This is a genomic window from Photobacterium chitinilyticum (assembly GCF_004104355.1).
In the GTDB taxonomy this organism is placed as follows: Bacteria; Pseudomonadota; Gammaproteobacteria; order Enterobacterales; family Vibrionaceae; genus Photobacterium; species Photobacterium chitinilyticum.
In genome coordinates this window covers 91,918-116,178 of record NZ_RJLM01000012.1, presented here as the reverse complement: position 1 = coordinate 116,178, position 24,261 = coordinate 91,918, and the positions used below count along the sequence as shown (strand labels likewise).

24 protein-coding genes and 1 pseudogene are annotated in these 24,261 nt (G+C 47.9%); 12 read left to right on the top strand and 13 right to left on the bottom strand.

From position 1 onward, the window contains the following. The 3 genes and pseudogenes from EDI28_RS20830 to bolA all read right to left on the bottom strand — a co-directional run. Positions 1-235: pseudogene (locus tag EDI28_RS20830) on the bottom strand (Na(+)-translocating NADH-quinone reductase subunit A); the annotation flags it as partial. Between the two features lie 410 nt (positions 236-645). Further along, positions 646-1,731: a TRAP transporter substrate-binding protein gene (locus EDI28_RS20825; protein ID WP_199287469.1), complete on the bottom strand. Its 1,086-nt coding sequence runs from the start codon at positions 1,729-1,731 to the stop codon at positions 646-648. Positions 1,732-1,988: 257 nt separating this feature from the next. Beyond that, on the bottom strand, positions 1,989-2,306 hold the full coding sequence (gene bolA, locus EDI28_RS20820; protein WP_128785813.1) for a transcriptional regulator BolA: 318 nt from the start codon (positions 2,304-2,306) through the stop codon (positions 1,989-1,991). A gap of 174 nt (positions 2,307-2,480) precedes the next feature. On the opposite strand from bolA, the gene EDI28_RS20815 reads away from it, so the two are divergent. From EDI28_RS20815 to yajL, 9 genes are all read left to right on the top strand, one after another. Further along, positions 2,481-3,605: a methyltransferase gene (locus tag EDI28_RS20815; RefSeq protein ID WP_128785812.1), complete on the top strand. Its 1,125-nt coding sequence runs from the start codon at positions 2,481-2,483 to the stop codon at positions 3,603-3,605. Between the two features lie 64 nt (positions 3,606-3,669). Continuing rightward, a complete protein-coding gene (locus EDI28_RS20810; protein ID WP_128785811.1) occupies positions 3,670-4,239 on the top strand; it encodes a YajG family lipoprotein in 570 nt (189 codons plus the stop codon). Next, positions 4,239-4,793 carry a peptidylprolyl isomerase gene (locus EDI28_RS20805; protein WP_128785810.1) on the top strand — a complete coding sequence of 185 codons (555 nt, stop codon included), beginning with the start codon at positions 4,239-4,241 and terminating at the stop codon, positions 4,791-4,793. The genes EDI28_RS20810 and EDI28_RS20805 overlap by 1 nt, the downstream gene beginning before the upstream one ends. 42 nt (positions 4,794-4,835) lie before the next feature. After that, on the top strand, positions 4,836-5,198 hold the full coding sequence (locus tag EDI28_RS20800; RefSeq protein WP_128785809.1) for a hypothetical protein: 363 nt from the start codon (positions 4,836-4,838) through the stop codon (positions 5,196-5,198). Positions 5,199-5,392: 194 nt separating this feature from the next. Beyond that, positions 5,393-6,775, top strand: coding sequence for an AmpG family muropeptide MFS transporter (locus EDI28_RS20795; protein ID WP_128785808.1), 1,383 nt, complete (start codon positions 5,393-5,395; stop codon positions 6,773-6,775). Positions 6,776-7,138: 363 nt separating this feature from the next. Further along, a complete protein-coding gene (locus EDI28_RS20790; protein ID WP_128785807.1) occupies positions 7,139-7,924 on the top strand; it encodes a nucleoside-specific channel-forming Tsx family protein in 786 nt (261 codons plus the stop codon). 365 nt (positions 7,925-8,289) lie between these two features. Next, entirely contained in the window at positions 8,290-9,129 is an 840-nt protein-coding gene (locus EDI28_RS20785) for a nucleoside-specific channel-forming Tsx family protein (RefSeq protein ID WP_128785806.1), read from the top strand. A 134-nt stretch (positions 9,130-9,263) separates the two neighbouring features. Then, positions 9,264-10,169 carry a 2-dehydropantoate 2-reductase gene (gene panE, locus EDI28_RS20780; RefSeq protein ID WP_128785805.1) on the top strand — a complete coding sequence of 302 codons (906 nt, stop codon included), beginning with the start codon at positions 9,264-9,266 and terminating at the stop codon, positions 10,167-10,169. Further along, entirely contained in the window at positions 10,159-10,782 is a 624-nt protein-coding gene (gene yajL / locus EDI28_RS20775; protein ID WP_128785804.1) for a protein deglycase YajL, read from the top strand. The genes panE and yajL overlap by 11 nt, the downstream gene beginning before the upstream one ends. 151 nt (positions 10,783-10,933) lie before the next feature. Here yajL and thiI read toward each other — a convergent pair whose 3' ends face one another. The 3 genes from thiI to pomA all read right to left on the bottom strand — a co-directional run bounded on the left by thiI (position 10,934) and on the right by pomA (position 14,233). Beyond that, positions 10,934-12,382 (bottom strand): tRNA uracil 4-sulfurtransferase ThiI, encoded by a 1,449-nt coding sequence (thiI, locus tag EDI28_RS20770; protein WP_128785803.1) that lies wholly within the window; start codon positions 12,380-12,382, stop codon positions 10,934-10,936. 160 nt (positions 12,383-12,542) lie between these two features. Then, complete coding sequence (locus tag EDI28_RS20765) at positions 12,543-13,460, bottom strand: flagellar motor protein MotB (protein WP_128785802.1); 918 nt, start codon at positions 13,458-13,460, stop codon at positions 12,543-12,545. A gap of 11 nt (positions 13,461-13,471) precedes the next feature. After that, complete coding sequence (gene pomA, locus EDI28_RS20760; protein ID WP_128785801.1) at positions 13,472-14,233, bottom strand: flagellar motor protein PomA; 762 nt, start codon at positions 14,231-14,233, stop codon at positions 13,472-13,474. A gap of 212 nt (positions 14,234-14,445) precedes the next feature. Here pomA and xseB point away from each other — a divergent pair, with 212 nt between their 5' ends. From xseB to dxs, 3 genes are read left to right on the top strand one after another with little or no spacing between them, the layout of a single operon-like run. Beyond that, positions 14,446-14,688 carry an exodeoxyribonuclease VII small subunit gene (xseB, locus tag EDI28_RS20755; RefSeq protein WP_075763721.1) on the top strand — a complete coding sequence of 81 codons (243 nt, stop codon included), beginning with the start codon at positions 14,446-14,448 and terminating at the stop codon, positions 14,686-14,688. Beyond that, complete coding sequence (ispA, locus tag EDI28_RS20750) at positions 14,681-15,583, top strand: (2E,6E)-farnesyl diphosphate synthase (RefSeq protein WP_128785800.1); 903 nt, start codon at positions 14,681-14,683, stop codon at positions 15,581-15,583. Before xseB ends, ispA begins: the two co-directional genes overlap by 8 nt. Before the next feature lie 24 nt (positions 15,584-15,607). Then, positions 15,608-17,467, top strand: coding sequence for a 1-deoxy-D-xylulose-5-phosphate synthase (dxs, locus tag EDI28_RS20745; protein WP_128785799.1), 1,860 nt, complete (start codon positions 15,608-15,610; stop codon positions 17,465-17,467). Positions 17,468-17,518: 51 nt separating this feature from the next. Here dxs and EDI28_RS20740 read toward each other — a convergent pair whose 3' ends face one another. From EDI28_RS20740 to EDI28_RS20710, 7 genes are all read right to left on the bottom strand, one after another. Next, complete coding sequence (locus tag EDI28_RS20740) at positions 17,519-19,636, bottom strand: hypothetical protein (protein WP_128785798.1); 2,118 nt, start codon at positions 19,634-19,636, stop codon at positions 17,519-17,521. 131 nt (positions 19,637-19,767) lie between these two features. Continuing rightward, complete coding sequence (gene pgpA / locus EDI28_RS20735) at positions 19,768-20,253, bottom strand: phosphatidylglycerophosphatase A (protein WP_128785797.1); 486 nt, start codon at positions 20,251-20,253, stop codon at positions 19,768-19,770. Between the two features lie 3 nt (positions 20,254-20,256). Next, positions 20,257-21,231 (bottom strand): thiamine-phosphate kinase, encoded by a 975-nt coding sequence (thiL, locus tag EDI28_RS20730; RefSeq protein ID WP_128785796.1) that lies wholly within the window; start codon positions 21,229-21,231, stop codon positions 20,257-20,259. 64 nt (positions 21,232-21,295) lie between these two features. Further along, positions 21,296-21,766, bottom strand: coding sequence for a transcription antitermination factor NusB (gene nusB, locus EDI28_RS20725; RefSeq protein ID WP_128785795.1), 471 nt, complete (start codon positions 21,764-21,766; stop codon positions 21,296-21,298). Then, positions 21,766-22,236, bottom strand: coding sequence for a 6,7-dimethyl-8-ribityllumazine synthase (gene ribH, locus EDI28_RS20720; RefSeq protein WP_128785794.1), 471 nt, complete (start codon positions 22,234-22,236; stop codon positions 21,766-21,768). Before ribH ends, nusB begins: the two co-directional genes overlap by 1 nt. Before the next feature lie 230 nt (positions 22,237-22,466). After that, positions 22,467-23,570 (bottom strand): bifunctional 3,4-dihydroxy-2-butanone-4-phosphate synthase/GTP cyclohydrolase II, encoded by a 1,104-nt coding sequence (gene ribBA / locus EDI28_RS20715; RefSeq protein WP_128785793.1) that lies wholly within the window; start codon positions 23,568-23,570, stop codon positions 22,467-22,469. A 23-nt stretch (positions 23,571-23,593) separates the two neighbouring features. Then, positions 23,594-24,250 (bottom strand): riboflavin synthase, encoded by a 657-nt coding sequence (locus tag EDI28_RS20710; protein ID WP_128785792.1) that lies wholly within the window; start codon positions 24,248-24,250, stop codon positions 23,594-23,596. Between the last annotated feature and the right edge of the window lie 11 nt (positions 24,251-24,261).

The window sequence follows — 24,261 nt, the reverse complement described above, 5'->3', positions numbered from 1 at the left end:
TTTCTGCAACCTTGCCGCTGGCCGGAGCAGTGAACTTAACGCCGGGGTTCTTCTTGTCTTCAAAAAGAACCTGACCTTTTTTCACTACATCCCCTACGCGGGTATGCATTGTAGGACGCATACCAACATATTCTTCGCCAAGCAAGGCGACTCGTGTGATGGTCTTGCCATCATGTATCGCCTGGGCAGGAGTCCCTGAAATGGGGATATCCAGACCCTTTTTTATTGTAATCATACGCACTTGCACTACATTAACGGGAAAAAGAATTTTCTATTGCGCAGTTAAGACACGACTTTCCTTCGTCCGAAGCCGGTTTTAAACCACACCAGCACCGCAACATCCTATTAACTTACCTGTCACAATAATTGTGCCGAGTAATTTTGAGGCCGCGATTCTAGCATTAATCCACAGGTTTTTACTATGCCAAACCACGCTAAACGAGGTGAAAATCCGTGAACAATTCAAACGCAATAGGGTTATTCGGCTATAAGTTTGAGCCAACGCACAAATGTGATAAGCAAGTTGATTTATCAAAACATTCTCACTTGAAGCATCGCCTTAACAAAAAATCAATGGCAGTGAAACACCCACAATAATGGGGCAACAAAGCCCCATTTAATATGTTTATATTTTGTCATATTTTGTTAATCAATATTCACATCGGCATTATCTGACACCCGCCCATATTGTCGGATATCACTTAAAAACTGTTTATACGATGAGTAGATCCGCTCCACCACCGGATCACTGGCACTTTTTTCATTCATCAACTGCAGGGTTAGTCGTTTCAACTCAGCCAACACCTCTTCGGGAAACGGCTTTAGCTCAACGCCATGTTCATTGATCAGAACATCCAGCGCCTGCACGTTCTTAACCATATACTCATCCAGCATATCTTGATTAATCGCACGGGCGGCAACTTCTATAATCTTTTTTAAATCATCCGGTAACGCTTGATACGCATTTTTATTAATCAAGAACTCCAGCGTCGTGCCCGGCTCTTGCCATCCCGGATAATAGTAGTACCTCGCAGCATTATGTAAACCAAATGCCAAATCATTATAAGGACCAACCCACTCAGTGGCATCTATTGCACCGGTTTCTAGCGCCGTAAACAGCTCGCCGCCGGGTAGACTAACAGGGATCCCACCGGCACGCTTCAAAACATCAGCAGCATAGCCGGGCAATCGCATTTTTAATCCTTTCAGATCAGCGATCGTCTTAATCTCTTTGTTAAACCAGCCGCCCATCTGAGCACCGGTGTTCCCCCCAGCCATGGGGACCACACCATAGGGCTCATAAAGCTCCTGCCATAATTCAAGGCCACCACCATAGTGCAGCCAGGCATTCATTTCCTGGGCCGTCATGCCAAAGGGAATAGCAGAAAAAAGCGATGCTGCCGGAATTTTCTCCTGCCAATAAAATGCTGCCGAGTGCCCCATTTGCGCCGTTCCTTTAGAAACAGCGTTAAACACTTCAAAGCTCGGTACCAACTCGCCAGCACCGTAAACTCTAATAACCAGCCGGCCGTGGCTCAGTTCATTAACTTTTTCGGCAAACCTCTCGGGTGCCAGTCCCAGGCCAGGAAATCCTTTAGGCCATGATGTGACCAATTTCCACTCCACAGCCTTAACCTGCTGTTGATAACTCTCGCTGTCCTGTTCTCCACACCCAACCAGGCCGATGGCCAACAGTAATCCAACTACGATTTTACGGCTACGTCTTATCATTCACTACCCTTCTACCCTCTGAACTTACCTCTGCTATTAATCGCAATGGTTCAAGTTCTTACAAGTATAGCCAGCTCACCGACACTGGCTGGCGCCAATCACACAGTACTTCGATTGGCATAGCGCTTCGCTCTCTGAGAATGAATATTCAATAATACGTGATTGATAAAGATAATGATGCTCGTCGATTCAAAGTTTATGACTAAAAAAACCGCAACAAAATGCGGTTTATCAATTAGTTCAACTTGGGTATAAACTCAATCGGTCAGTTTAGAACCGCCTCGGCAAGAAGGTGACAAGGGGGCTCCATCAAACAGATTCTGCCATTCACTTTCAGTGTAGGTGTGCATAGCCAATGCATGAATGTCATTTGCCAGCTCATCAGAAAGCGCCTTATTTACAGCGCGGTGACGGCCAATCAAGCGGACACCTTCAAACTGCTTACTCACTATCACGACTTTAAAATGGCTTTCGGAGCCTGCCGGGACATTGTGCATATAACTTTCATTCACCACTTCAAGGTGTACAGGTTCAAATGCTTGCTGCAATTTTTCTTCGATACGATCCTGAATCATAACTCTCACCCTCATCGCTACTATAGCCAAACAACAATTTTTTACTTTGATATCCGACCTTAAGACCTCAGACCGTAATAAATAAGCCATAAAGGCTGTGTTTTTGTTTGCAGCGCAGGCATGTTCTGCGAAAATGGATAACTAAATTGTAAACATACCTTAAAGTAATCGGTAATGAAACCAGAGCTAACCCTGCACGAGCGTACGCTGAAACTTACGCGTTACCCGGTACGAAAAAACGAAACCCTACAAGCATGGGATGCGGCAGATGAATATCTCATCAACCATACTCAAGAGATGGAGCTGGATCCGAAGCGACCAATCCTTATCATGAATGACAGTTTCGGTGCGCTAAGTTGCTGGTTCTCTCAAAATTGCAAAGTCACCAGTGTAACCGACTCGTTCATCACCAAGAAAGGAAGCATTGCCAATCTCGAAGCCAATCAACTGCCACATGTTAAAATCGTTGATTGCCTTGCAGACCTGCCGGATAACCCGCAGCTGGTTTTGCTGAAGCTACCAAAAAACAACCGTCTGCTCACCTGGCAGCTTCAACAGCTATGCAACTTGCTGCCAAAAGACTGTAAGGTAATTGGCGCTGCAAAAGCCAAAGATATTCATACTTCGACGCTAAAGCTGTTTGAGAAATTTCTAGGCGAAACCAAAACATCGTTGGCTGTAAAAAAAGCACGCCTGGTTTTCTGCGAGCCGGATTCTGCACTGGCAAAACCGTTGCCGGCACCGCAGCAATGGGATGTCCCAGAACATAATCTAACGATGACGAACCATGCCAATGTCTTTTCAAGCGACAGCTTAGATATTGGTGCTCGCCTGCTACTTGACAATATCCCGCAAGATGGCAAATACACTGAGATTATCGACTTAGGTTGTGGAAACGGAATCATTGGCCTCAAAGCCGCCCAACTGAACCCACATGCAAACGTTACCTGCGTCGATGAGAGCTATATGGCAGTTGCCTCTTGCAAAGCCAACGCCAAACTTAATCTGGAAACACCGGAACAACTAACTGCTATGGTGGCAAACTGCTTAGAGGATGTTCAGCATAACAGTGCCGATCTCATCTTATGCAACCCTCCTTTCCACCAGCAGGCGGCCATCACTGATCATATAGCTTGGCAAATGTTTTGTGACTCAAAGCAAGTTCTCAAAGGTAAAGGCCAGTTAATTGTGATTGGTAACCGCCACCTGGGCTACGATGAGAAACTGAGCCGCTTATTTGGTAATGTGTCGGTCATCGCTCAGAATAATAAGTTTGTGGTTTATCAATCTGGAAAATAACCCATTGTTTTACTATTTAGCTGCTGTTTGCCCGCTGCAGCTTTTGTTAAGGATAGAAATAAGTATGAAGAAGCTCTTTGTTGCCGCCACTGTTTTGGCCCTGACTGCCTGTACGGCTCCATCTGAACCTCAGCTAACAATTGCACCGACTCCTGTCATTGCCACACAAGCTACCGCGCACGGGAAAGCCCTGAGCCTGGAAAGCCGTGATCTACGAACCGCCCAATTTATTGCTGTTGTCGATAGCGGCCGCCAGAATGTTCAGCCACTGCATGCAACGCAGAATTTACGTATAACGCTTGAAGATGCCTTGTCACGCCAGCTGAGATCACAAGGTTACGTGATTACACAGGACAGCCAGGGAACCCTACGCCTTGATATCCTGGAAGCGATGATCAACGTCAAGCACAGCATGATGAGTCATGAGCTAAACAGCAAGCTACAACTTCAGCTAGTTGTTGAGTCCACTGCCGGCAAGTTCGTCAAGCGATACTCAGGCAAGTCCGAGCGCACAGGCACAATGAGTGCTTCTATGGGAGATATGGAAGAGGCGATGAACAGTCTAATCACTGCCGTACTGAAAGACATTCATGCCGATCCTGAACTGAACAACTACATGCAGGAGAACCTGTAATGCACCGCTACCTTTTCGCTTTGCTACTGAGCTTTGCGTTACCAGTCAGTGCTGCCACACAAGTACTGGTTACGACTAACCTCGGTGAACTGACTGTCCAGCTGGATGAAAAGAACGCGCCGCTATCAAGCCAGAACTTCCTGCGTTATGTGGAAGACGGCAGCTACGTCGGTACTATTTTTCACCGCATAATCCCAGGATTTATGGCACAGGGAGGCGGTTTCGACAAAGATTTACAACGTCGACCAAGCTATGAGCCGATAAAAAATGAATCTGCCAACGGTGTTAGCAATGCTCGAGCAACCATCGCGATGGCGCGTACCCAGGATCCTGATTCGGCGACTCGTCAGTTTTATATCAATTACCAGAACAATTCATTCTTGGATGCTCAAGGCAGCCGTCCGGGTTATGCTGTATTCGGAAAAGTTGTGAAGGGCTTCTCAGTTATAGAAAAAATGGCTGAAATTCCTACCACAACTATCCGCTCTATGGGTATGAAAGATGTCCCGCAACAGCCTATAGTTATTAAAGCTATTACTATTATCAAAGAGTAGACTAACGTCACCTGGCCGTTAGTCTACGACCAGGTGACTGCTATGCTTACACTGATCTCATCTCGGCCAGATGTTTCTTCTGAATTGGTCAATCAGCATATCTCTGACTATGCGCCAGCCTTGGCATTAAGTGCACTCGGAACACTGAGTGGCGATGTCAGCTACAACTCCATGACAAAAACCTGTACCGAGCATCTGCATGATTGGTGGAAACTTTCTGTAGCATCAGGCCCCCCCACAGACAGCTATGAATCCGCCTATTGGTACCTGCTCCATTTACTCGAATCGCTGGAAGAACATGAACTGTTGGGTAACAACTTTATTCAGTTCAAAGTAACAACCACAGCCCAGTTTTTACTTGGACTCGGTGAACACCAGAAAAAAATGCAGGGGATTCGGCCGTAATAAAAAACAGAATTCCGCAGCCCCCCACCCTAGCCCTCCCCTTCAAAAGGGAGGGAACAAAAAAATCAGCGACTCACTCCTCCTTCGCTCTAGGATTGCCCCCTCAATCTTTTACTGTCTTTTTACTGAAGTTCTCCGTAGCTTTATTTTATAATCGGGAAAAGCGGTAACGCTGTAATGATTTTGAGGAAGACATGGAACAATCAATCAACGGTAACAATTTAGGCTGGCGCGTTTATTTCGAAAAGAAAGTGCTAATCATGCTCGCTCTGGGCTTTTCTTCCGGTCTTCCTCTACTACTGGTATTTGGCACCTTGTCATTCTGGCTTCGCGAAGCCGAAGTCAGCCGCACGGACATCGGCTTTTTTAGTTGGGTGGCTTTGGCGTATGGCTTTAAGTGGATCTGGTCACCGTTAATTGACCGTTTTCCTGTTCCGATTCTGTCCGGTCTATTAGGTCGCCGCCGTGGTTGGATGGTATTTTCACAACTCCTCATCATCGCCTCGTTGTGTGGCATGGCGATGAGCAACCCGCAGCTCGACCTCGTACAATTGGCTGTCTTTGCCGTAATTGTTGCCTTTTCTTCAGCCTCGCAAGATATCGTCATTGATGCTTACCGGATTGAAATGGCCTCAGAAAGACTTCAGGCAGCCCTTGCAGCAGCCTATATGACAGGCTATCGGTTAGCGATGATCTTAGCTGGTGCTGGTGCATTGGCTTTTGCTGCCTGGTTTGGCTCCGACAATGGCTATGATGTCAATGGATGGAAGCATGCCTACTTCATCATGGCAGCCTTCATGCTTGTCGGCCTAATCACAGCATTGTGCATCCACGAACCGAGTATTGACAGTGCTGAGATTGACAATATTGAACGTAACTACCGTCGACAACTCACTGAAAATGGAATGGATCCGAAACTAGCAAGAGTCGCAGCATGGTTCTATACCGCCGCGGTAATGCCATTTAAGGACTTCTTCTCCCGCTATGGCCGTGATGCCCTACTCATTCTCGTACTCATTGGCTGTTATCGAATTTCAGATGTTGTTATGGGTGTGATGGCAAATGCCTTCTACGTCGATATGGGATTCAGCAAAACCGAAGTAGCCTCTGTATCCAAAATATACGGAGTGATCATGACCTTGTTGGGTGCAGGCCTCGGCGGTATTTTAGTCAGCAAGTTCAATACACTACGTATTCTTGCCCTGGGCGCAATATTGGCAGCAGGCACCAATATCTTGTTTATGTTGTTTACCTATATGGGCAATAGCCTACCTATGCTGACATTGGTGATATCAATCGATAACCTGAGTGCCGGTATTGCGACCGCAGCATTCATCACCTATATGTCCAGCTTGACTAATGTTGCATTCTCAGCAACTCAATATGCCCTGTTCAGCTCTATTATGTTGTTGTTTCCAAAGTTTATTGCCGGTTTTTCAGGCCTGTATGTCGATACGTTTGGATATAACATTTTCTTTTTAACAACAGCGCTTATTGGTTTGCCTGTTTTATTGTTGATCTATGCTGTCGACAGAAACTCAAACTCAGCTTCTGAAACCAGTTCTGAAGCGGGTTGATCAACAATACTCACCACAAATTCGAGTGCATCGCCAAAACCGAAAGTATTCTGTTGACGAATAATGCCTTCACCTTCCATTTATAACCCTTTAGTGCCTAAAAAAGCCCCTTCAAACCGCTCTTAGATGAGCGGTTTATCACTTGGTTCAGAAAATATTCATTAAAAACATCAAAAATAACGATCGAGATCACTATCACCCCACATTGTAATCGATTACAGAAGATCGAGTTCACGTTTGGAAAAGGATCGCGCAATCGTTACATTCACAAGAGTGACATAAAGCAATAGAATCACCGCCATAAATACGGACAACCCCAAAACTATAAGTCCGACTCTTAAAAACAATTAGCGAGAATTAACCATGCGTAAATCACTAGTAGCACTGAGCGTATTAGCGGCAACCGCTCTACCAGCAGCAGTAAATGCAGCAGACTATTCTGATGACATCCACAAGAACGACTACAGCTGGTCACAGTTCAACCTGATGTATGCTTTTGACGAGCTACCAGGCGAATCAAGCCACGACTATCTTGAAATGGAATTCGGCGGCCGCTCTGGTATCTTTGATCTATACGGTTATGTTGATGTGTTCAACCTGACTAGCGATCCAGATAGCGACAAAGCAGGCAAAGAAAAAATCTTCATGAAGTTCGCTCCTCGTATGTCTCTTGATGCGGTAACGGGCAAAGACCTGTCTTTCGGTCCAGTTCAGGAGCTTTACCTTGCGACTCTTATGGAGTGGGGTGGTAACTCTGGCGTTAACTCTCAGAAAATTGGTCTTGGTTCTGACGTAATGGTTCCTTGGTTTGGCAAAGTAGGCCTAAACCTATACGGAACATACGACTCAAACAAAAAAGATTGGAACGGTTACCAAATCTCAACTAACTGGTTCAAGCCATTCTACTTCTTCGAGAACGGCAGCTTCATCTCTTACCAGGGTTACATCGATTACCAATTCGATATGAAAGATGAGTACTCTACAGCGAGCAACGGTGGTGCGATGTTCAACGGCCTGTACTGGCACTCTGATCGCTACGCAGTGGGTTACGGCCTGAAAGCGTATAAAGACATCTACGGTATCAAAGACTCTTCTGGCTTCAAGTCTAGCGGCGTTGGTCACTACGTAAGTGTAACTTACAAGTTCTAAGTGAATATTGTACCTAACATGATAAAGGCACCTGATGGTGCCTTTTTGCTATTTGCCATAAATTAATCTCGAAAATAAGATTGAAATTACTTCCGAGACACCTCTGCTTTCTATTTCTTTTTCTTCCATATTTTTCCTGTCTCTTTTACCAGTAACTGAGAAAAACGGCTTAGCAATAAGACGGAAAAACAGCGCTGAGAATTTGCGCTAGCCTTTGCTGTATGAGTGCGAAGTATATTTTTACTCCTATAACACGCTCACGACATACTTCTTGTTCTGTCTATTCTGACAATTGCATTTTGTAAAAATGCACAAAATGGCAAGAAGAATTACAAGCAATGGCAAATGGTTAGCGAGAAGTCATCATGTATAAAACTCTGGCAGCTCTTAGTATCAGTACCGCCCTCGCCCTACCCGGTGTGAGTTTCGCCGTCGATTACTCCGACGACATCAGAAAAAATGACTACAAATGGTTCACTTTTAACCTGATGCAAAGTATCAATAACCGCATCCCATTCGGGTTTCAGGATGATACCTACTTCGAGATGGAATTCGGGGGACGATCCGGCTGGCTGGATCTCTATGGCTATCTGGATGTGTTTGATGTTCTAAACTCCAGCAACTCAGACCGTAACAAACCCGAAGGCAGTAACGACTTTGCGGATAACTTTTTCTTCAAATTTGCACCAAGAGCTTCATTAGACGCTATCACAGGTAAGGACCTGTCCTTTGGACCAGTACAAGAACTCTATATTTCGACCGTCACGAACGTTGGTGACAACGCTTTATTCGAACACTACATCGGAATTGGTTCTGATGTTCAGGTGCCGTGGTTCGGAAAAGTGGGACTCAACACCTATGCCCGCTATGTCCGCGAGAATTTTGGGGCGGACAATGAAAGCGAATGGGATGGTTACATGATATCCACCAACTGGTTTAAACCGTGGTATACCCTCAGCAGTGGTGACTTTATCACCTACCAGGGCTATCTCGATTACAAGTTTGGTGCTTCGAAAATTTCAGATGACGTCAACCGAACAACCACAGCCGTAGAGTGGTTCAACGGTATTTACTACCACACCCCGCAATGGGCTTTTGGTTACGGACTGAAGTATTACCACAATATGGCACTATTTAAAGATGGCGGCTTTGCAGGTGATACAACAGGTTGGGGCCACTACTTTTCGGCTAACTACAAGTTCTAGCATTCCTTGTTACGCTAAGATAAACACTCAGAAGGCACATCCTATGATGTGCCTTCGCTTACCTGTTCAACCCTAACGACAGAAAATGCTATCCTGAGCCCAATACAAAATTAGACAACAAAGGGAGAGTTCAGGTGAAATTGACCGTTGTCGGTGCGGGGGCCGTAGGCCGTTTATGGGGATGTAAACTAGCGGTGCATCACAAGGTACATTTCTGGACCCGGGATAGCACCCCAACTCTAGCTATACAGCTGAACCCACTTGAGCCACAAAGCCCACATGAATCCTACTCTTTTTCAGCCAATCAACCTGAAGCGCTGAAAGACTCGGACTGTGTTCTTATTACCGTCAAAGCCTTTCAAGTCGAACAGGCCATTCGCGATATCCAGCCCTATCTTAGGCAGGAAACATCCGTGGTCATCATGCACAACGGGATGGGGAGCCAACAAGTCACCCATCAACTGTTGCCTGATAACCCCCTTTTATATGCCACTACCTCACAGGCGGCATTTCGTCCTGACAGCCAACAGGTAAGCCACACCGGACTAGGACAAACCTGGATTGGTGCCCTGAATACCGCAGGCAAGGCACACCACTATTTGTCCTTGGTACTTGATGACGCCCTATCTCCCTGCCAGTGGCACGAAGATATCAACCTCCCGCTATGGCAAAAGCTGGCGATAAACTGTGCCATCAACCCGCTGACGGCTATCTACCAATGCCGTAATGGCGAACTGGCCGGTAAGGCATTCACCCATCAACTCAATGATATCTGTGACGAGGTTGCCCAAGTTATGACGGCAGAAGGCTACTCAATTAACAGCGGCGAGCTCAGACAGTTGACGAGCAAGGTCATCAATGCCACAGGCCAAAACTTTTCTTCTATGAATCAAGACATTTGCCAGCATAGAACCACAGAAATCGACTATATTACTGGCTACCTAATTGCACGGGCACAAGCACACCGGATAGCCGTTCCGGTGAACACCCGGCTATGGCAACAAATTAAACAACTGGAGCAACAATATAATGACCAATGACGCTCAGCTGCAACGACCTATCAAAGTAGCAGTATGTATCGCCCCCGGTACCGAAGAGATGGAAGCGATCAATACTATCGATATCCTGATCCGTGCTGGCTTTGAGGTTACGACTGCCAGTGCAGCATCTGACGGCGCATTAATCGTAGCGGGCTCGCGTGGTATCAAGCTTGTTGCTGATGTCGCACTCGTTTCTATTGCCGATGACCCGTTTGACTGCGTGGTGCTGCCAGGCGGTCTCGGCGGCGCCGAGTGCTTCCGTGACAGCCCGTTACTGATAGAATTTGTCAACCAGCATAAATATGACGGCAAGCTGGTTGCCGCTATCTGTGCCGCTCCGGCCGTTGTTCTTGAGCATCACCAGATGTACCCAAAAGCCATTATGACTGCCCACCCGGCTTTCATGGAACAGATCCCAGAAGATCGCCGCCGTACCAAGCGTGTGGTCTTTGATGTCAACGGTAACCTGCTAACCAGCCAGGGACCGGGTACCTCGCAGGAGTTTGCTTTGGAAATTATCGTCCGTCTGGCAGGCAAAGAAAAAGCCGCAGAAGTGGCCAAACCGATGGTCGTATGGCCGAACATGCATTATGACGTGTTGCCGAGGGTGTAGGCTGTTTCGCTTAACCCCACCCTCCCCTTCAAAAGGGGAGGGAACTAGTACTGCTCATCATGTCTTGCCTCCACTTTTCCTTGGATCCAAAAAAAACGAGAGCCGAAGGGGCTCTCGTTTGTATTGGTCAGCGTTTCAGGCACTATCCCAATTAAGGGCGATAAACCTTAACGTTATCAAAACCGTTTTCTTTCAGGTACAGTGCCTGCAGGCGACTCATCACACCACGGTCACAGTACAGAAGGTAAGTATTGTCTTGCGGAAGATCTCCGAACTGCGTCGCCAGCTTGTAGAACGGCAGATGCTTAATCTCGACATTTTCAATTTGCAGCGGATTTTCATCTTCTTCGTCCGGGCTGCGGATATCCAAGACAATTGAGCCACTATCGATCTGATCAACCAGCTCAATCTCCGGAGCCTGCTCTTGGCTTTCTTTTTCGATATCACGAATATCAATCACACGGGCCTCTTGAACCACACGATCGAGCACTGCAAAATCAAATTTCGCCTCTTCAGCTTCCAGCTTGTCTTTTACCGCTTTCACTGTCGGGCTTTTCGAGATCACACCGCAAAATTCCGGCATAGTCTTGGCAAAATCTTCGGTGCCAATATCACGAGCGACATTAATGATGTCTTCTTTGTCCCAGTTGATCAACGGTCGAAGAATCAAGCTGTCGGTCACGCCATCAATCATACGGAGGTTGGTCAAAGTCTGGCTTGAAACCTGGCCAAGCGCTTCACCTGTTACCAGTGCCTGGATACCAAAGCGCTCTGCAACCTGACCGGCAGCACGCATAAACATACGCTTAAGTACAACGCCCATCTGGCCATCGGCAACATTTTCCAAGATTTCAGCAACTACCGGCTCAAAATCAATCGCAATGAATTTAACTTTGGCTGAGGAACCGTATTTCTTCCAGATAAAATGTGATACCTGCTTTACGCCGATTTCATGAGCCGGACCACCTAGATTAAAGAAGCAGTAATGGACCTTGCTACCACGCTTGATATGCAGGTAACTCGATACACCGGAATCAAAACCACCGGAAATCAAACTCAGTACATCTTCCTGTGTACCTAGCGGGAAGCCACCCAAACCTTTATGGCGAGCCAATACTTGGTTCAAAATACCGTTTTCAATCTCGATATTTACCGTCACATCGGGCTTTTTCAGTTTAACCTTGGCTGATTCTACCGCCTGGTTCAAGCCACCACCGACATAACGCTCTAACTCAATAGAGGTGAAATCATGCTTACCGACACGTTTCGCGCGGACACAGAATGTTTTGCCGACAAGATCATCACGAACAAGATCCAGTGTTTTCTCATAGATATCATGCATATCTGTGAAGTCAGTTTGATTAACTTCCAGCACATGATGAATACCCGGAGTCTGCGTTAGTGCAGCCAGTACCTGCTCACGAATAGTCTCATCCTTCACCGTGACTTCAATGTAAGTACGGCGGTTAACGACCGACACAGAATCAGACAAACGCTGAAGAATAATGCGAATATTACTCTCTAGGATTTTAGTAAAGCGCTTACGAATAGATTCACTCTTTACAAAAATCTCAGGATGGGGTTTAACGATAAATTTCATAACACGCTTCGCTACACAGGGCCAAACACAATACCAAAAGGAGCAATACCCAAAGGAATCAAAGGCGCGGATTATACAGCAAGCAAGCAGTTGCTGAAACAAGGATATTCAAGGCAGTCTCACCCGCCTTGTATCCAATCCCAATAGATTTAGTGTAGGCTTAATTTTCAGCACTAGGCACTTCATCAGAATAATAGGGTTCACCCTGCATAATAGAAATCTCGACTCGGCGGTTCTCTTTGCGCAGAGCCTCGGTCTTGTTGCTGTTAAGCGGTGCCGTATCCGCCAGACCAACCACTCGCAAACGCTTATGATCAAAGCCGTCCACCTTTTCCATCTCCTGAGCAACCGACACCGCGCGTTGCGCGGACAAATCCCAGTTAGAACGATATAACTCAGAATCCAGCTTCTGGTTATCAGTGTGGCCGGATACACGGATCACGCCAGGCACATCTTTGACTAAATCGGCAACCTGTCTTACCAGCGGTCGAAACTTCGGCTGCAAAAATGCCGAACCTGCAGGAAATGAGCCTTTCTCCTTGATCCGAATCACCACCTGCTGACCAAAACTTTCAACTTCAACCGCACCGTCTTGAATTTCTCGGTCTAGTGCTTTTTGCAAGACCTCCAGCAACTGCTCCTGCGCCTCAGACGATTCTGACTGACTGTTCTGATTCAGCTCTGTCGATACCTCGGCACTCTGGCCCCCCGTTAGCTTGCCCGCGTCACGTTGGGTACCACCAGCCCGATCTGACTCTCCTTCATGAAAATCCAAAGAACGCTGAGTCATATCAATCGTCTGCTGCATGATCACCTCAATCGGCGTCGGTTCTGGGCGGCCAGGTCTGAATTCCTGGGCAATCACGCTGGTTCCCTTCGGAATATCTTTGACCTCTAGCATGTTCTGCACACCAAAGGCAAATTTCATCGAGCCGGCTATCTGCTTAAACTTCAGTACATCCATCTCAGAAAATGATAGCAAGAGTACAAAGAAACACATCAACAGCGACATCAGATCGGCGAACGTACCCATCCATGGTGGTAGCCCCGGGGGGGGACATTTGCATTCATCTTCCATAATCCCTCCCGTTACTCATCGCCGTCTATGCTACGTTTTTTCTCATTCAGGTAGTTTTTCAGGTAACCATCGATAACCCGAGGGTTTTGGCCATCCTGAATCGCTAATACCCCATCCAAAATCAGGCGACGATTGAGCTTCTCTTCATCTTTACGCAACTCAAGCTTGGCCGCTATAGGCAGCATCACCATGTTTGCCAAAACTGCACCGTACAGCGTGGTCAATAGGGCAACAGCCATCGCAGGACCGATCGATTTCGGGTCGTCCATATTTGACAGCATCGCAACCAGGCCGATCAACGTACCAATCATCCCCATCGCAGGTGCGACATCACCCAATGCTTTAAAAATACCCGCCCCCTGCTCATGACGCTCGTTAGTCAGGGCAATATCTTTCTGCAACGTCGCCCGGACCACATCCGCATCATGGCCGTCGACCAGCAAATCTATCCCCTTGCGCAAGAAGGAGTTTTCCACTTCCATTTCTTCCAGCGCAAGAAAGCCCCCCTTACGTGCGGCATCAGCCATCTCGACAACCTTGGCAATTAAATCCTCAGGATTATCTGTTTTGAACATAAAGGCCTTGGCGGCAATTTTTGCTGCGCCAAAAAACTGCCCGATGCTGTACTGCATTAACACTACGAACATCGAGCCACAAAATACGATCAGTATCGACTGCGTATCAATGAACATACTGATACTACCGCCCAGTACCATCGCCATGATGACAAAGGCAAATGACCCGATTAAACCTATGAGGGTAGCCAAATCCACCGGTAATTCTCCAACTTGCGACACGTAGCCAAAATGATTTATCTGGGTATTCTATCGAACTCAGACTATATCGGCAGCATTGAATTTTGATTTAGCTTTCTTGATAGCAAAAGTCGAAAATTACTGTTTGTGACACACAATCCTGTGACATAATTTGACGCTGTAAACTCTCTACGTTATTTTTCCAGCACTTAAATCAAAGTGAACCCTTTATGGCAGCTAAAAAACCTGAAAATATGGCATTTGAAGCCGCACTGGATGAACTAGACAGCATCGTAAATGAGCTGGAATCCGGTGACATTGCGCTTGAAGACGCATTGAAGAAATTTGAGCGTGGCATTGCGCTGGCTCGTAGCAGCCAGCAAAAACTGACTCAGGCCGAGCAACGCGTGGAAATTCTGCTTCAGGCAGATGATGAGGCTCCCCTGACTGAATTTGATGCAGACAATGAATAAAAATACCCCCCTGTCACAGTCTCTGCAGTATTACCGCCAGCGTAGTAACCAACAGCTGGCACAATGGCTGTCGGCTCAGCCTTACGCTGAACAACCTCTGATCGAGGCCATGAAGCACGGTACATTGCTTGGTGGCAAGCGAGCTCGCCCTTTTCTGACCTATGTAACAGGTCTGATGCTGGGTGCCGACTATGCTAATCTAGATACTCCAGCGGCAGCAGTGGAATGCATTCATGCCTATTCATTAATTCATGACGACCTGCCGGCAATGGATGATGATAATTTGCGTCGTGGCCAGCCAACCTGTCACATCGCCTTTGACGAGGCAACAGCAATTTTGGCTGGTGACTCTCTGCAAACGTTGGCCTTTGAAATTTTGGCCTCTGGCACGTTGAGTGAAAGCGGCGAAAAATACCGCATCCGGATGGTTCAAGAATTGGCGCAGGCGTCAGGAGCCGCAGGTATGTGTATGGGACAGGCACTGGATCTGGCCGCAGAAGGCCAAGAAGCGACACTGCAGCAACTTGAAACAATACACAAACACAAAACGGGGGCCTTGATCCGCTGTGCTATACGCCTAGGTGCGCTGGCCGCAGGAGATAAAGGAGCCGAGATATTGCCCCAGCTCAACCAATATGCAGATGCTATCGGGTTGGCTTTCCAGGTTCAGGACGATATTCTGGACGTTACCAGTGATACGGAAACCCTGGGAAAACCGCAAGGTTCAGATCTTGAGCTAGAAAAAAGCACCTACCCGGCCCTGCTCGGATTGGAAGGAGCGAAACAAAAAGCTCAGCAACTTTATCAAGAAGCGCTACAAGCATTGGACGCAATACCCTACAATACAGACCAATTAGAAGTTTTTGCCCGATACGTCATCGAGCGCAATAACTAAAATCAGTAAAAGCGCCGAAATGTTATGACACTGGATATTTCAAAATACCCTCATCTGGCTCTGGCAAACACTCCAGATGAACTTCGCTTACTGCCAGCTGACAGCTTGCCGACAGTCTGTGATGAGCTACGTTCCTACTTACTGAAATCAGTAAGCCAAAGCAGCGGCCATTTTGCCTCTGGCCTGGGTGCCGTCGAACTGACGGTTGCCCTACACTATGTCTACAATACCCCGTTTGATCATCTGATTTGGGACGTAGGCCATCAGGCATACCCGCATAAAATTCTTACAGGCCGCCGCGAAGCGATGCCGACAATCCGCCAGAAAGACGGGGTTCACCCTTTTCCATGGCGTGAAGAAAGTGAGTACGACGTACTCTCCGTCGGCCACTCCTCCACGTCGATCAGTGCCGGCCTTGGCATGGCGATAGCCGCCGAGAAAGAAGGTCTTGGCCGCAAAGTCGTTAGCGTTATCGGTGACGGAGCGATCACGGCCGGTATGGCATTTGAAGCAATGAACCACGCCGGTGATGTACATTCGGACATGTTAGTGATCCTGAATGACAATGAAATGTCCATTTCGGAAAACGTCGGAGCGCTGAATAACCACCTTGCTCGCTTGCTGTCTGGCAACCTCTATACCACCATCCGAGAAGGTGGCAAGAAAGTACTGGCAGGGGCTCCGCCAATCAAAGAGCTGGTCAAGCGTGCGGAAGAACACATTAAAGGCATGGTTGTCCCTGGCACCATGTTTGAAGAGCTGGGCTTTAACTATATCGGTCCTGTCGACGGCCATGACGTCGAAGAGCTGGTCAAAACCTTGAAAAACATGCGTAACCTGAAAGGGCCGCAGTTTCTCCATATCATGACCAAAAAAGGCCGAGGCTATGCGCCAGCCGAGGCGGATCCGATCAACTATCATGCGGTTCCAAAGTTTGATCTAACCCAGAACCCAATTCCGAAAGCGAAGAGCCAACCGACATTCTCCAATATCTTTGGTGATTGGCTATGTGATATGGCAGAGCAAGATAGCAAGCTAATGGCTATCACACCGGCAATGCGAGAAGGCTCTGGCATGGTACGGTTCTCGAAAGAATTCCCGAAACAATACTTTGACGTTGCCATTGCCGAGCAACACGCAGTTACGCTGGCAACGGGTATGGCTATCGGAGGCTACCACCCCGTTGTCGCCATTTACTCGACGTTCTTGCAGCGCGGCTATGATCAGCTGATCCATGATGTCGCCATCATGGATTTGCCGGTTATGTTTGCCATTGATCGTGGAGGCCTGGTCGGAGCAGACGGCCAGACACACCAAGGGGCATTCGATCTGAGCTTCATGCGCTGTATTCCTAATATGGTCATAATGGCGCCAAGCGATGAAAACGAATGTCGCCAGATGCTCTATACCGGCCACCAGCACCAAGGGCCAAGTGCCGTTCGCTACCCTCGAGGCAGCGGGACAGGTATCGCACCTAATCGCGAAATGACAGCACTCAATATCGGCAAAGGTATTGTTCGACGTCAAGGCGAGAAAATCGCTATTCTCAATTTCGGTACAACCTTAAGTTATGCACTTGAAGCGGCTGAAAGCCTCAATGCCACCGTTGCTGATATGCGCTTCGTCAAGCCTTTGGACGAGGCATTGATCCTTGAGCTGGCAGCGAGCCATGACATACTGGTAACCACCGAAGAGAATGCCATTGCCGGCGGTGCCGGTAGCGGAGTTAACGAATACCTGATGAAGCAGAAAGTACTCAAGCCGGTGCTTAACATAGGCCTGCCAGACCGCTTTATAGAACAAGGTACACAAGCCGAACTTCATGCCCTGCTTGAAATTGACGGTCCGGGTATCGAGAAACAAATCAGAGCATATATCGACTAAATACGAAAACCTAGCTCCTTGATTCCTATTGCAGGAAACGGGAGCTAGGCGCTAGAAATCAACGCCAACCACACTAACATTGGGCCAAGGGACTTTTTTAAGCACAACACCTTCGTAACCGCCAAGTTCAATGTAGCGCACTGGCTCACCTAACGAACCATCATAGTAAATCCTCTGGTATTCTCCCGGCAGAGATACCCGCAATGGCTTTGCTAACAAAAAACCTTTGTTATTTCTTTCATTGATGCCTCGGTATAAAACTAACCCTTCACTATAACGCCGCGCAATCACGCCTTCTTTGGGAAAATCACCGAACCAGCCTGAGCGGTACAGCCAAAACCAGTTAGCCGGTCGGAGCGGAATATCAGATATCGAAGAAGCGGTTGTCTTTGCCTTGTCACCTTTATTTTCCCAAGTTACAGCTTTGTACCCCTTAGGAATACCGCTAGGCAAACCAATATCTATTTCAAGCATTCCTGTAGGCTGGTAGACCCAGTTTTTCGGTATTCCCTGTCGGTACCAAGTGCGTAATGTAGTATTGCCGCTGCCATAGAAATAGCTCTGGTTCCAACTATGGAAAAAAGTGTAGCCCGGTAGGTTAAAAAAATAATACTGTGCTAATCCGGTTTCAATATCACGTTGCCAAGCATCGTCAGATGACGGCGTCAGTTCACTGCGCCCTCCTTTCACCGATGACATGATCAGGCTTTTATCCCCGGCTTTTGCCAGGGCAAACGTCTCCCAAGCTTGCTGCATTCTCAGCAGCCCCATGGCAGGAGTGAGATAATGCTCTCTCAACCAAAGATCAACAACTTCTCTTAACTGCACCGGCCACACGGAATAATGCCAAAGGTTAAGTTCCGATATGTTTGCCGCCAGCCAGTTGGTCTGAGTCTTCTTTTTCACCAGCTGTAAGAAGCCAGCCAGCTGTATCGCATATTCCGTTGCTGCCTCTGCCGTACCAGCCTGAAGCGGCAACTCACTAAGCTTCCCCCCCTCAAGGACGGTAAACTGATTTTTATCGAGCAACTTGGCCATATCATCATTATACGCCCCGCTTAACCCCTGCTTTTGCCAATCGTAGTGATACCAGCGTGAATGAAGCTTGTTAAAAGCGTCATTGGCGAAATTAACCCGGTACCAGCAAGTTCCCGGCCACATATGCCCGGCAGGGATCAACCGAGCCTGATGCCTGAAACGGGCACTGGCCTTTACATTGATGCGATCTCTAAACTCAGTTGCATCGACGTAACCGTTTCTATCTTTATCATTATCAGGATCCCAACCGGGGAGCAGCAACTGCTGTGCCTCTAGTCTCAGCCACGGCTGGATACTTAACGCGCTTAACCGAACTTCCTCCGGCCAGGCTAATTTCACCATCCACGTTTTTAGGCCATTATCCAACCCGATATGACCACTGTTAAGCTTGCGCTCTTGGTAATAAGGCCATGCACTCTGCCAGTGGTCTTTCAGGTCAATTTGACCGGTCAGGATTTGCTGCTCTTGGCCACTTTGATACGGGTCAGAAACCATCCCCCCCTTAGTCCCGGACCAATCAACCTTTGCTTTTTTCCACCCGGCAACATTTCCTTTTTCATCAGTCATATTCAGCTTGAGCAACGGAGAACCATCAGCTCTAAGCTGAATGGCATCAAAGGGATAGGAGGAAAAAAGGATGACTTCGTCGTCAGGCTGAAGTGTCAGCGGCAAACGTGCGGTGGAAAACTGGTTATTGCGTACCAGCAATAGGTGGTAAGGCTGTCCTTCAAGCAAGTAATCCAAGCCGGAACTGGCCTTTTCAACTTCAAGCCGGGTATCTTCCGCAAAATGCAGGAATCCGTCTTCCATGTCGATCCCAGACAAAGAAGCCTGTTTGCTTAACCATGCCGACTGTTTTCCCGGGCGACAATCCAGCTTTTGGCTATACATATACCCAACAGCAATCGTCTGCCGATTAGTATCGACATCCTGCATACTGCCAAAGATAATATCGGCATGGCTGAGCTCCCAATCTTTCACATCTTGGGCTGTATTGAAAAATGAAGTCGCCAGCGGCTCGTCCCAGCTTCCCGGCAATACCCAAGCAGTCCCTGTTGAAGGGTATACCTGTGCCATCACCGGACATGCCAATAGTAACCCTGCAACCACTTTTACCCAGCGCCACAGCATAGCTCACCACTAAATCGTTCTGAAAACCTTAATAAAGCCTAGACGAACAATTTATAGCGCGTTGATTTAAAGCTCATTTAAAAAGCCGCACAATTGCGCGGCTCCGTAGTATGTCAGATCAGGCCTTTGTACTACCAGCCCATCCAGTAGCCGACTCCCCAAAGCGATATCATCGCCATAAAGCCTGCCAGAATATCGTCCACCATAATACCCAGACCACCGTGGACATGCTTATCCAGCCAGCTTATCGGCCATGGTTTAACCATATCAAAGAAACGGAACAGTACGAATCCTGTCAGCACCCACTCCCAGCTGGCTACAGGAACAACAGCCATAGTGATCCAGAAACCGACAAATTCATCCCAGACAATGCTACCGTGATCATGCACGCCCATATCATCCGAGGTTTTCTGGCAAATTGTAATCCCGATTAATGCTGCCGCCAGGGTGATTATCAGGTATGCAGCAAAAGGAAGGTTTACCATCAGCAGGTAAAAAGGAATTGATGCCACCGTACCCATTGTTCCCGGAATAATCGGCGATAAGCCGCTACCGAACCCTGTTGCCAACAAATGCCAAGGATTTTTCAGGTTAATGTTATCTTTAGGATTTCCCACGTATTACTCCGCAAAATGGTCATAGCCGTGCAATTGCCAGTCAAGCTTCTGATCGCCCCTGCTCAACGAGATCCCACGACCAGGTCGCAACTGGCCGATACAAGTCGCTTTCACGCCACAGTGTGCCAAAGTGGTATCAATTGCACCACGATTCTGCTCGGGAACAGTAAAACAGAGCTCATATTCTTCGCCACTGCCCAGTGCCAGCTGCAGCGCTTTATCAACGACAGTTTCGAACAAGCGCAATTCCGGTGAAAGCGGTAATTTATCAACTTCTATATTGGCTGCAAGCCCAGAGCGTTTCAAAATATGACCGAGATCGGAAATTAGGCCATCAGAAATATCTAATGCCGCGGACGCTATCCCCCTTAATGCCTGTCCGGCCAGGATCCGGGGTTGTGCCTTGTAATGACGATCAAGCAAGGTTGCTCGAAGTTGCGGATCGCTAACTGTTTTTTCGCCAAGGAGCAAAGCAAGCCCGGCTGCGCTATCACCCAGGTTCCCGGTCACATAAATCCAGTCACCAGACTGTGCACCGCTTCGGGTTAACGCCTCGCCCTGAGGGACAAAGCCATGTACGGTGATCGTTATGCTCATCGGCCCTTTGGTGGTATCTCCACCGACTAACTGAACATTGTAATAATCCGCGAGCGCAAAGAAGCCCTGGCAAAACGGACGTAGCCAGTCTTCATCTGGTGTTGGCAAAGTCAGGGCTAGCGACACCCAGGCCGGGGTCGCGCCCATTGCTGCCAAATCACTCAGATTTGAAGCCAACGCCTTATGGGCCACCAAAGCCGGATCGGCATCAGGCAAAAAGTGGGTACCTGCTACCAGCGAGTCCGTACTGACAGCCAGTTGGCTGCCTGCCGGAACATTAAGCAAGGCACAATCATCGCCGATAGACAAAGCCACATCCCGGCGGTTTACATTCTGGTGCTCAAAATACCGAGCAATGAGGTCAAATTCGTTACTAGCCATACTGTTTTTCAAATTAAAGACAGAAAAAAGGCCAGCTAAGCTGGCCCTCTAGAATCGTATTCGATTACTTCTTATTGCGAAGTGTTGGTGCTGCTTTATCCAGCACACCGTTCACAAATTTGTGGCTGTCTTCTGCACCGAAGGCTTTCGCCAGTTCGATAGCTTCGTTGATAACCACTTTGTATGGTACGTCATCACGCTTAGTCATCTCGTACATAGCAAGACGAAGCAGCGCAAGTTCCATCTGATCCAAGTCCTGTAGCGGACGAGACAGGTACGGACGCATTTTGCTGTCCAGTTCCTGATGGTTCAGAACCACACCCGTGAACAGATCACGGAAGTAAGCAACGTCTGTATGCGGTGCTGCTAGCTCAGGCGCGTCGGCCTGATGCTCTTCTTCTTCAAATTTGTCACCAGAAAGGAAGTATTGCTCGATATCGGCAACATTACCTTTCGTGATTTGCCAAGAATAAATAGCTTGGATAGCAAAGTGACGTGCATTTCGACGTGCGGCTGGTTTCACAGTAACCCCCATTAGGATTCGATTTGGGACAGGACATTAACCATTTCAAGCGCGCTTAGTGCAGCCTCTGCCCCTTTATTACCAGCCTTGGTACCGGCACGCTCAATGGCTTGTTCGATAGAATCTACAGTCAGAACACCGAACGCGACTGGAGTATTAAACTCTAGAGCGACCTGTGCCAGACCTTTATTACACTCACCGGCAACATAATCAAAGTGTGGAGTACCACCACGGATCACAGAGCCTAGCGCCACGATAGCATCGTAACGATCGCTCTTGGCAACCTGCTGAGCAACCAGTGGAAGCTCGTATGCACCAGGGCAACGAACAATAGTGATATTGTCATCGCTTACCTGACCTTGACGTTTCAGTGCGTCCAATGCGCCTGAAAGCAAGCTTTCGTTGATAAAGCTGTTGAAGCGTGCGATTACGATAGCAACCTTTGCGTTTGGTGCCGCGATGGCGCCTTCAATTACCTTCATGGGCCTTCCTGTGACTATGTCTTTCCGGTTTGAGAAACCGCGGGAGTCTACCACACTTTAAAAGTTATACCAATTCGCATCTCATCCAGCTCAAGCAGGACAGGCAAATAGCCACCCTTGTGTGGTGAGCACGACTTTCTCACCGGTATTTTAAAATTACCTCCTGCTCAACCATCTAGCTGCAGCAGAAGAAAAAAGGCAGGCCGTTCCAAACAGGCCCGCTTATTCATTTACTCGCAGATATACTCAACAACTTCCAAGCCGAAACCTGACAGTGAGTGATAGCGCTGGGTAGAAGAAGATAGCAAACGCATTTTCGTGACTCCCAAATCTGACAAAATTTGAGAGCCAACCCCAACCTGACGAGACTGATCTTTCGGATTTAGTTTCACCAGTGGTTTGCCTTCCTCCTGGGCAGCCAAGTGCTTCACCTTGGTGATCACCGCCTCTTGAGGCTCGTGCTTGCTCAGCACCACCAGCACACCGCCCTCGTCAGCAATACGCTTCATGGCTGCAGACAGAGTCCACTGTGATGCTCCGGAATGGAGTATATCCTTGAAAGTATCTTGCAGGTGAACACGAACCAATGTCGACGGCTCTGATGCCACATCACCTTTGCACAACGCATGATGAATTTCATTATCGATAGTGTCACGGTAGGTGATCATGTCAAAGTCGCCAAACTCAGTCGGCAAACGGCACTCGGCAACACGTTCAATCGTGGTTTCGTTATTATTGCGATATTCAATCAGATCAGCGATGGTTCCCAGCTTAAGGCCGTGTTTTTCAGCGAACACTTCCAAATCCGGGCGACGTGCCATCGTGCCGTCTTCATTCAGAATTTCCACAATCACACTGGATGGTTCCAAGCCTGCCAGACGGGCAACATCACACCCAGCTTCAGTATGACCTGCACGAGCGAGTACCCCGCCCTCCTGTGCCATCAGCGGAAAAATGTGCCCCGGCATGACAATATCAGCCGCAGTGGCATTTTCAGCCACGGCCGCCTGAACGGTACGGGAACGATCTGCAGCAGAGATCCCAGTGGTAACACCCTGTGCAGCTTCAATCGAAACGGTAAAATTGGTACTGAACTGCTCGGTATTTTCCTGCACCATCAGTGGCAGGTTAAGCTGCTTGCAGCGGTCTTGGGTCAGAGTCAGGCAAATGAGGCCTCGGCCGTTAGTCGCCATAAAGTTCACCGCTTCAGGGGTAATCTTTTCCGATGCCATAATCAGATCGCCTTCATTTTCGCGATCTTCATCATCCATGAGGATAACCATCTTACCCAGGCGAATATCTTCGATTATTTCTTTTGCACTGCTTAACGCCATAACAATACCCTTATCCTAATGCTTTATCCCAAAAACCCAGTTTTTGCCAGTAGGTCCATAGTAACTTCAGATTTTTTATCTGCGGCTTTCTCACCTAGCATCAAACGTTCTAGGTAACGGGCAATGACATCAACCTCAAGGTTGACGCTGCGCCCCGCCTTAAAAGATTCCATTGTGGTTTCTGCCGCGGTATGCGGCACAATCGTCAATTTAAACTCGTTGCCACGAATAGCATTGACTGTCAGGCTAATGCCATCGACAGACACCGACCCTTTCTCTGAAATATATTTCGCCAGATGATCGGGGGCTTTAACCCAAAACTCAATCGCCCGCCCCGTATGGGTTCGCTCGATAACTTCGGCCACGTCATCAACATGGCCCGACACCATATGGCCGCCAAAACGAGTTGTTGGCAGCATCGCTTTTTCCAGGTTGGCCTTCTGTCCGGCTTGGTAATTGGCAAACGCAGTACGCTGTATCGTTTCCAACGACAGGTCGGCAACATAGCCACTACCGGTCAGTTCAACAACAGTCAGACACACGCCGTTGGTTGCAATACTGTCACCCAATTTTACATCGGATAAATCGAGCTTGCCGGAATCTACCGTGACAGAAATATCAGCACCTTTCGGTGTCAGCGCTGTAATCGTACCTACAGCTTCGATAATGCCAGTAAACATGAATTTAAATT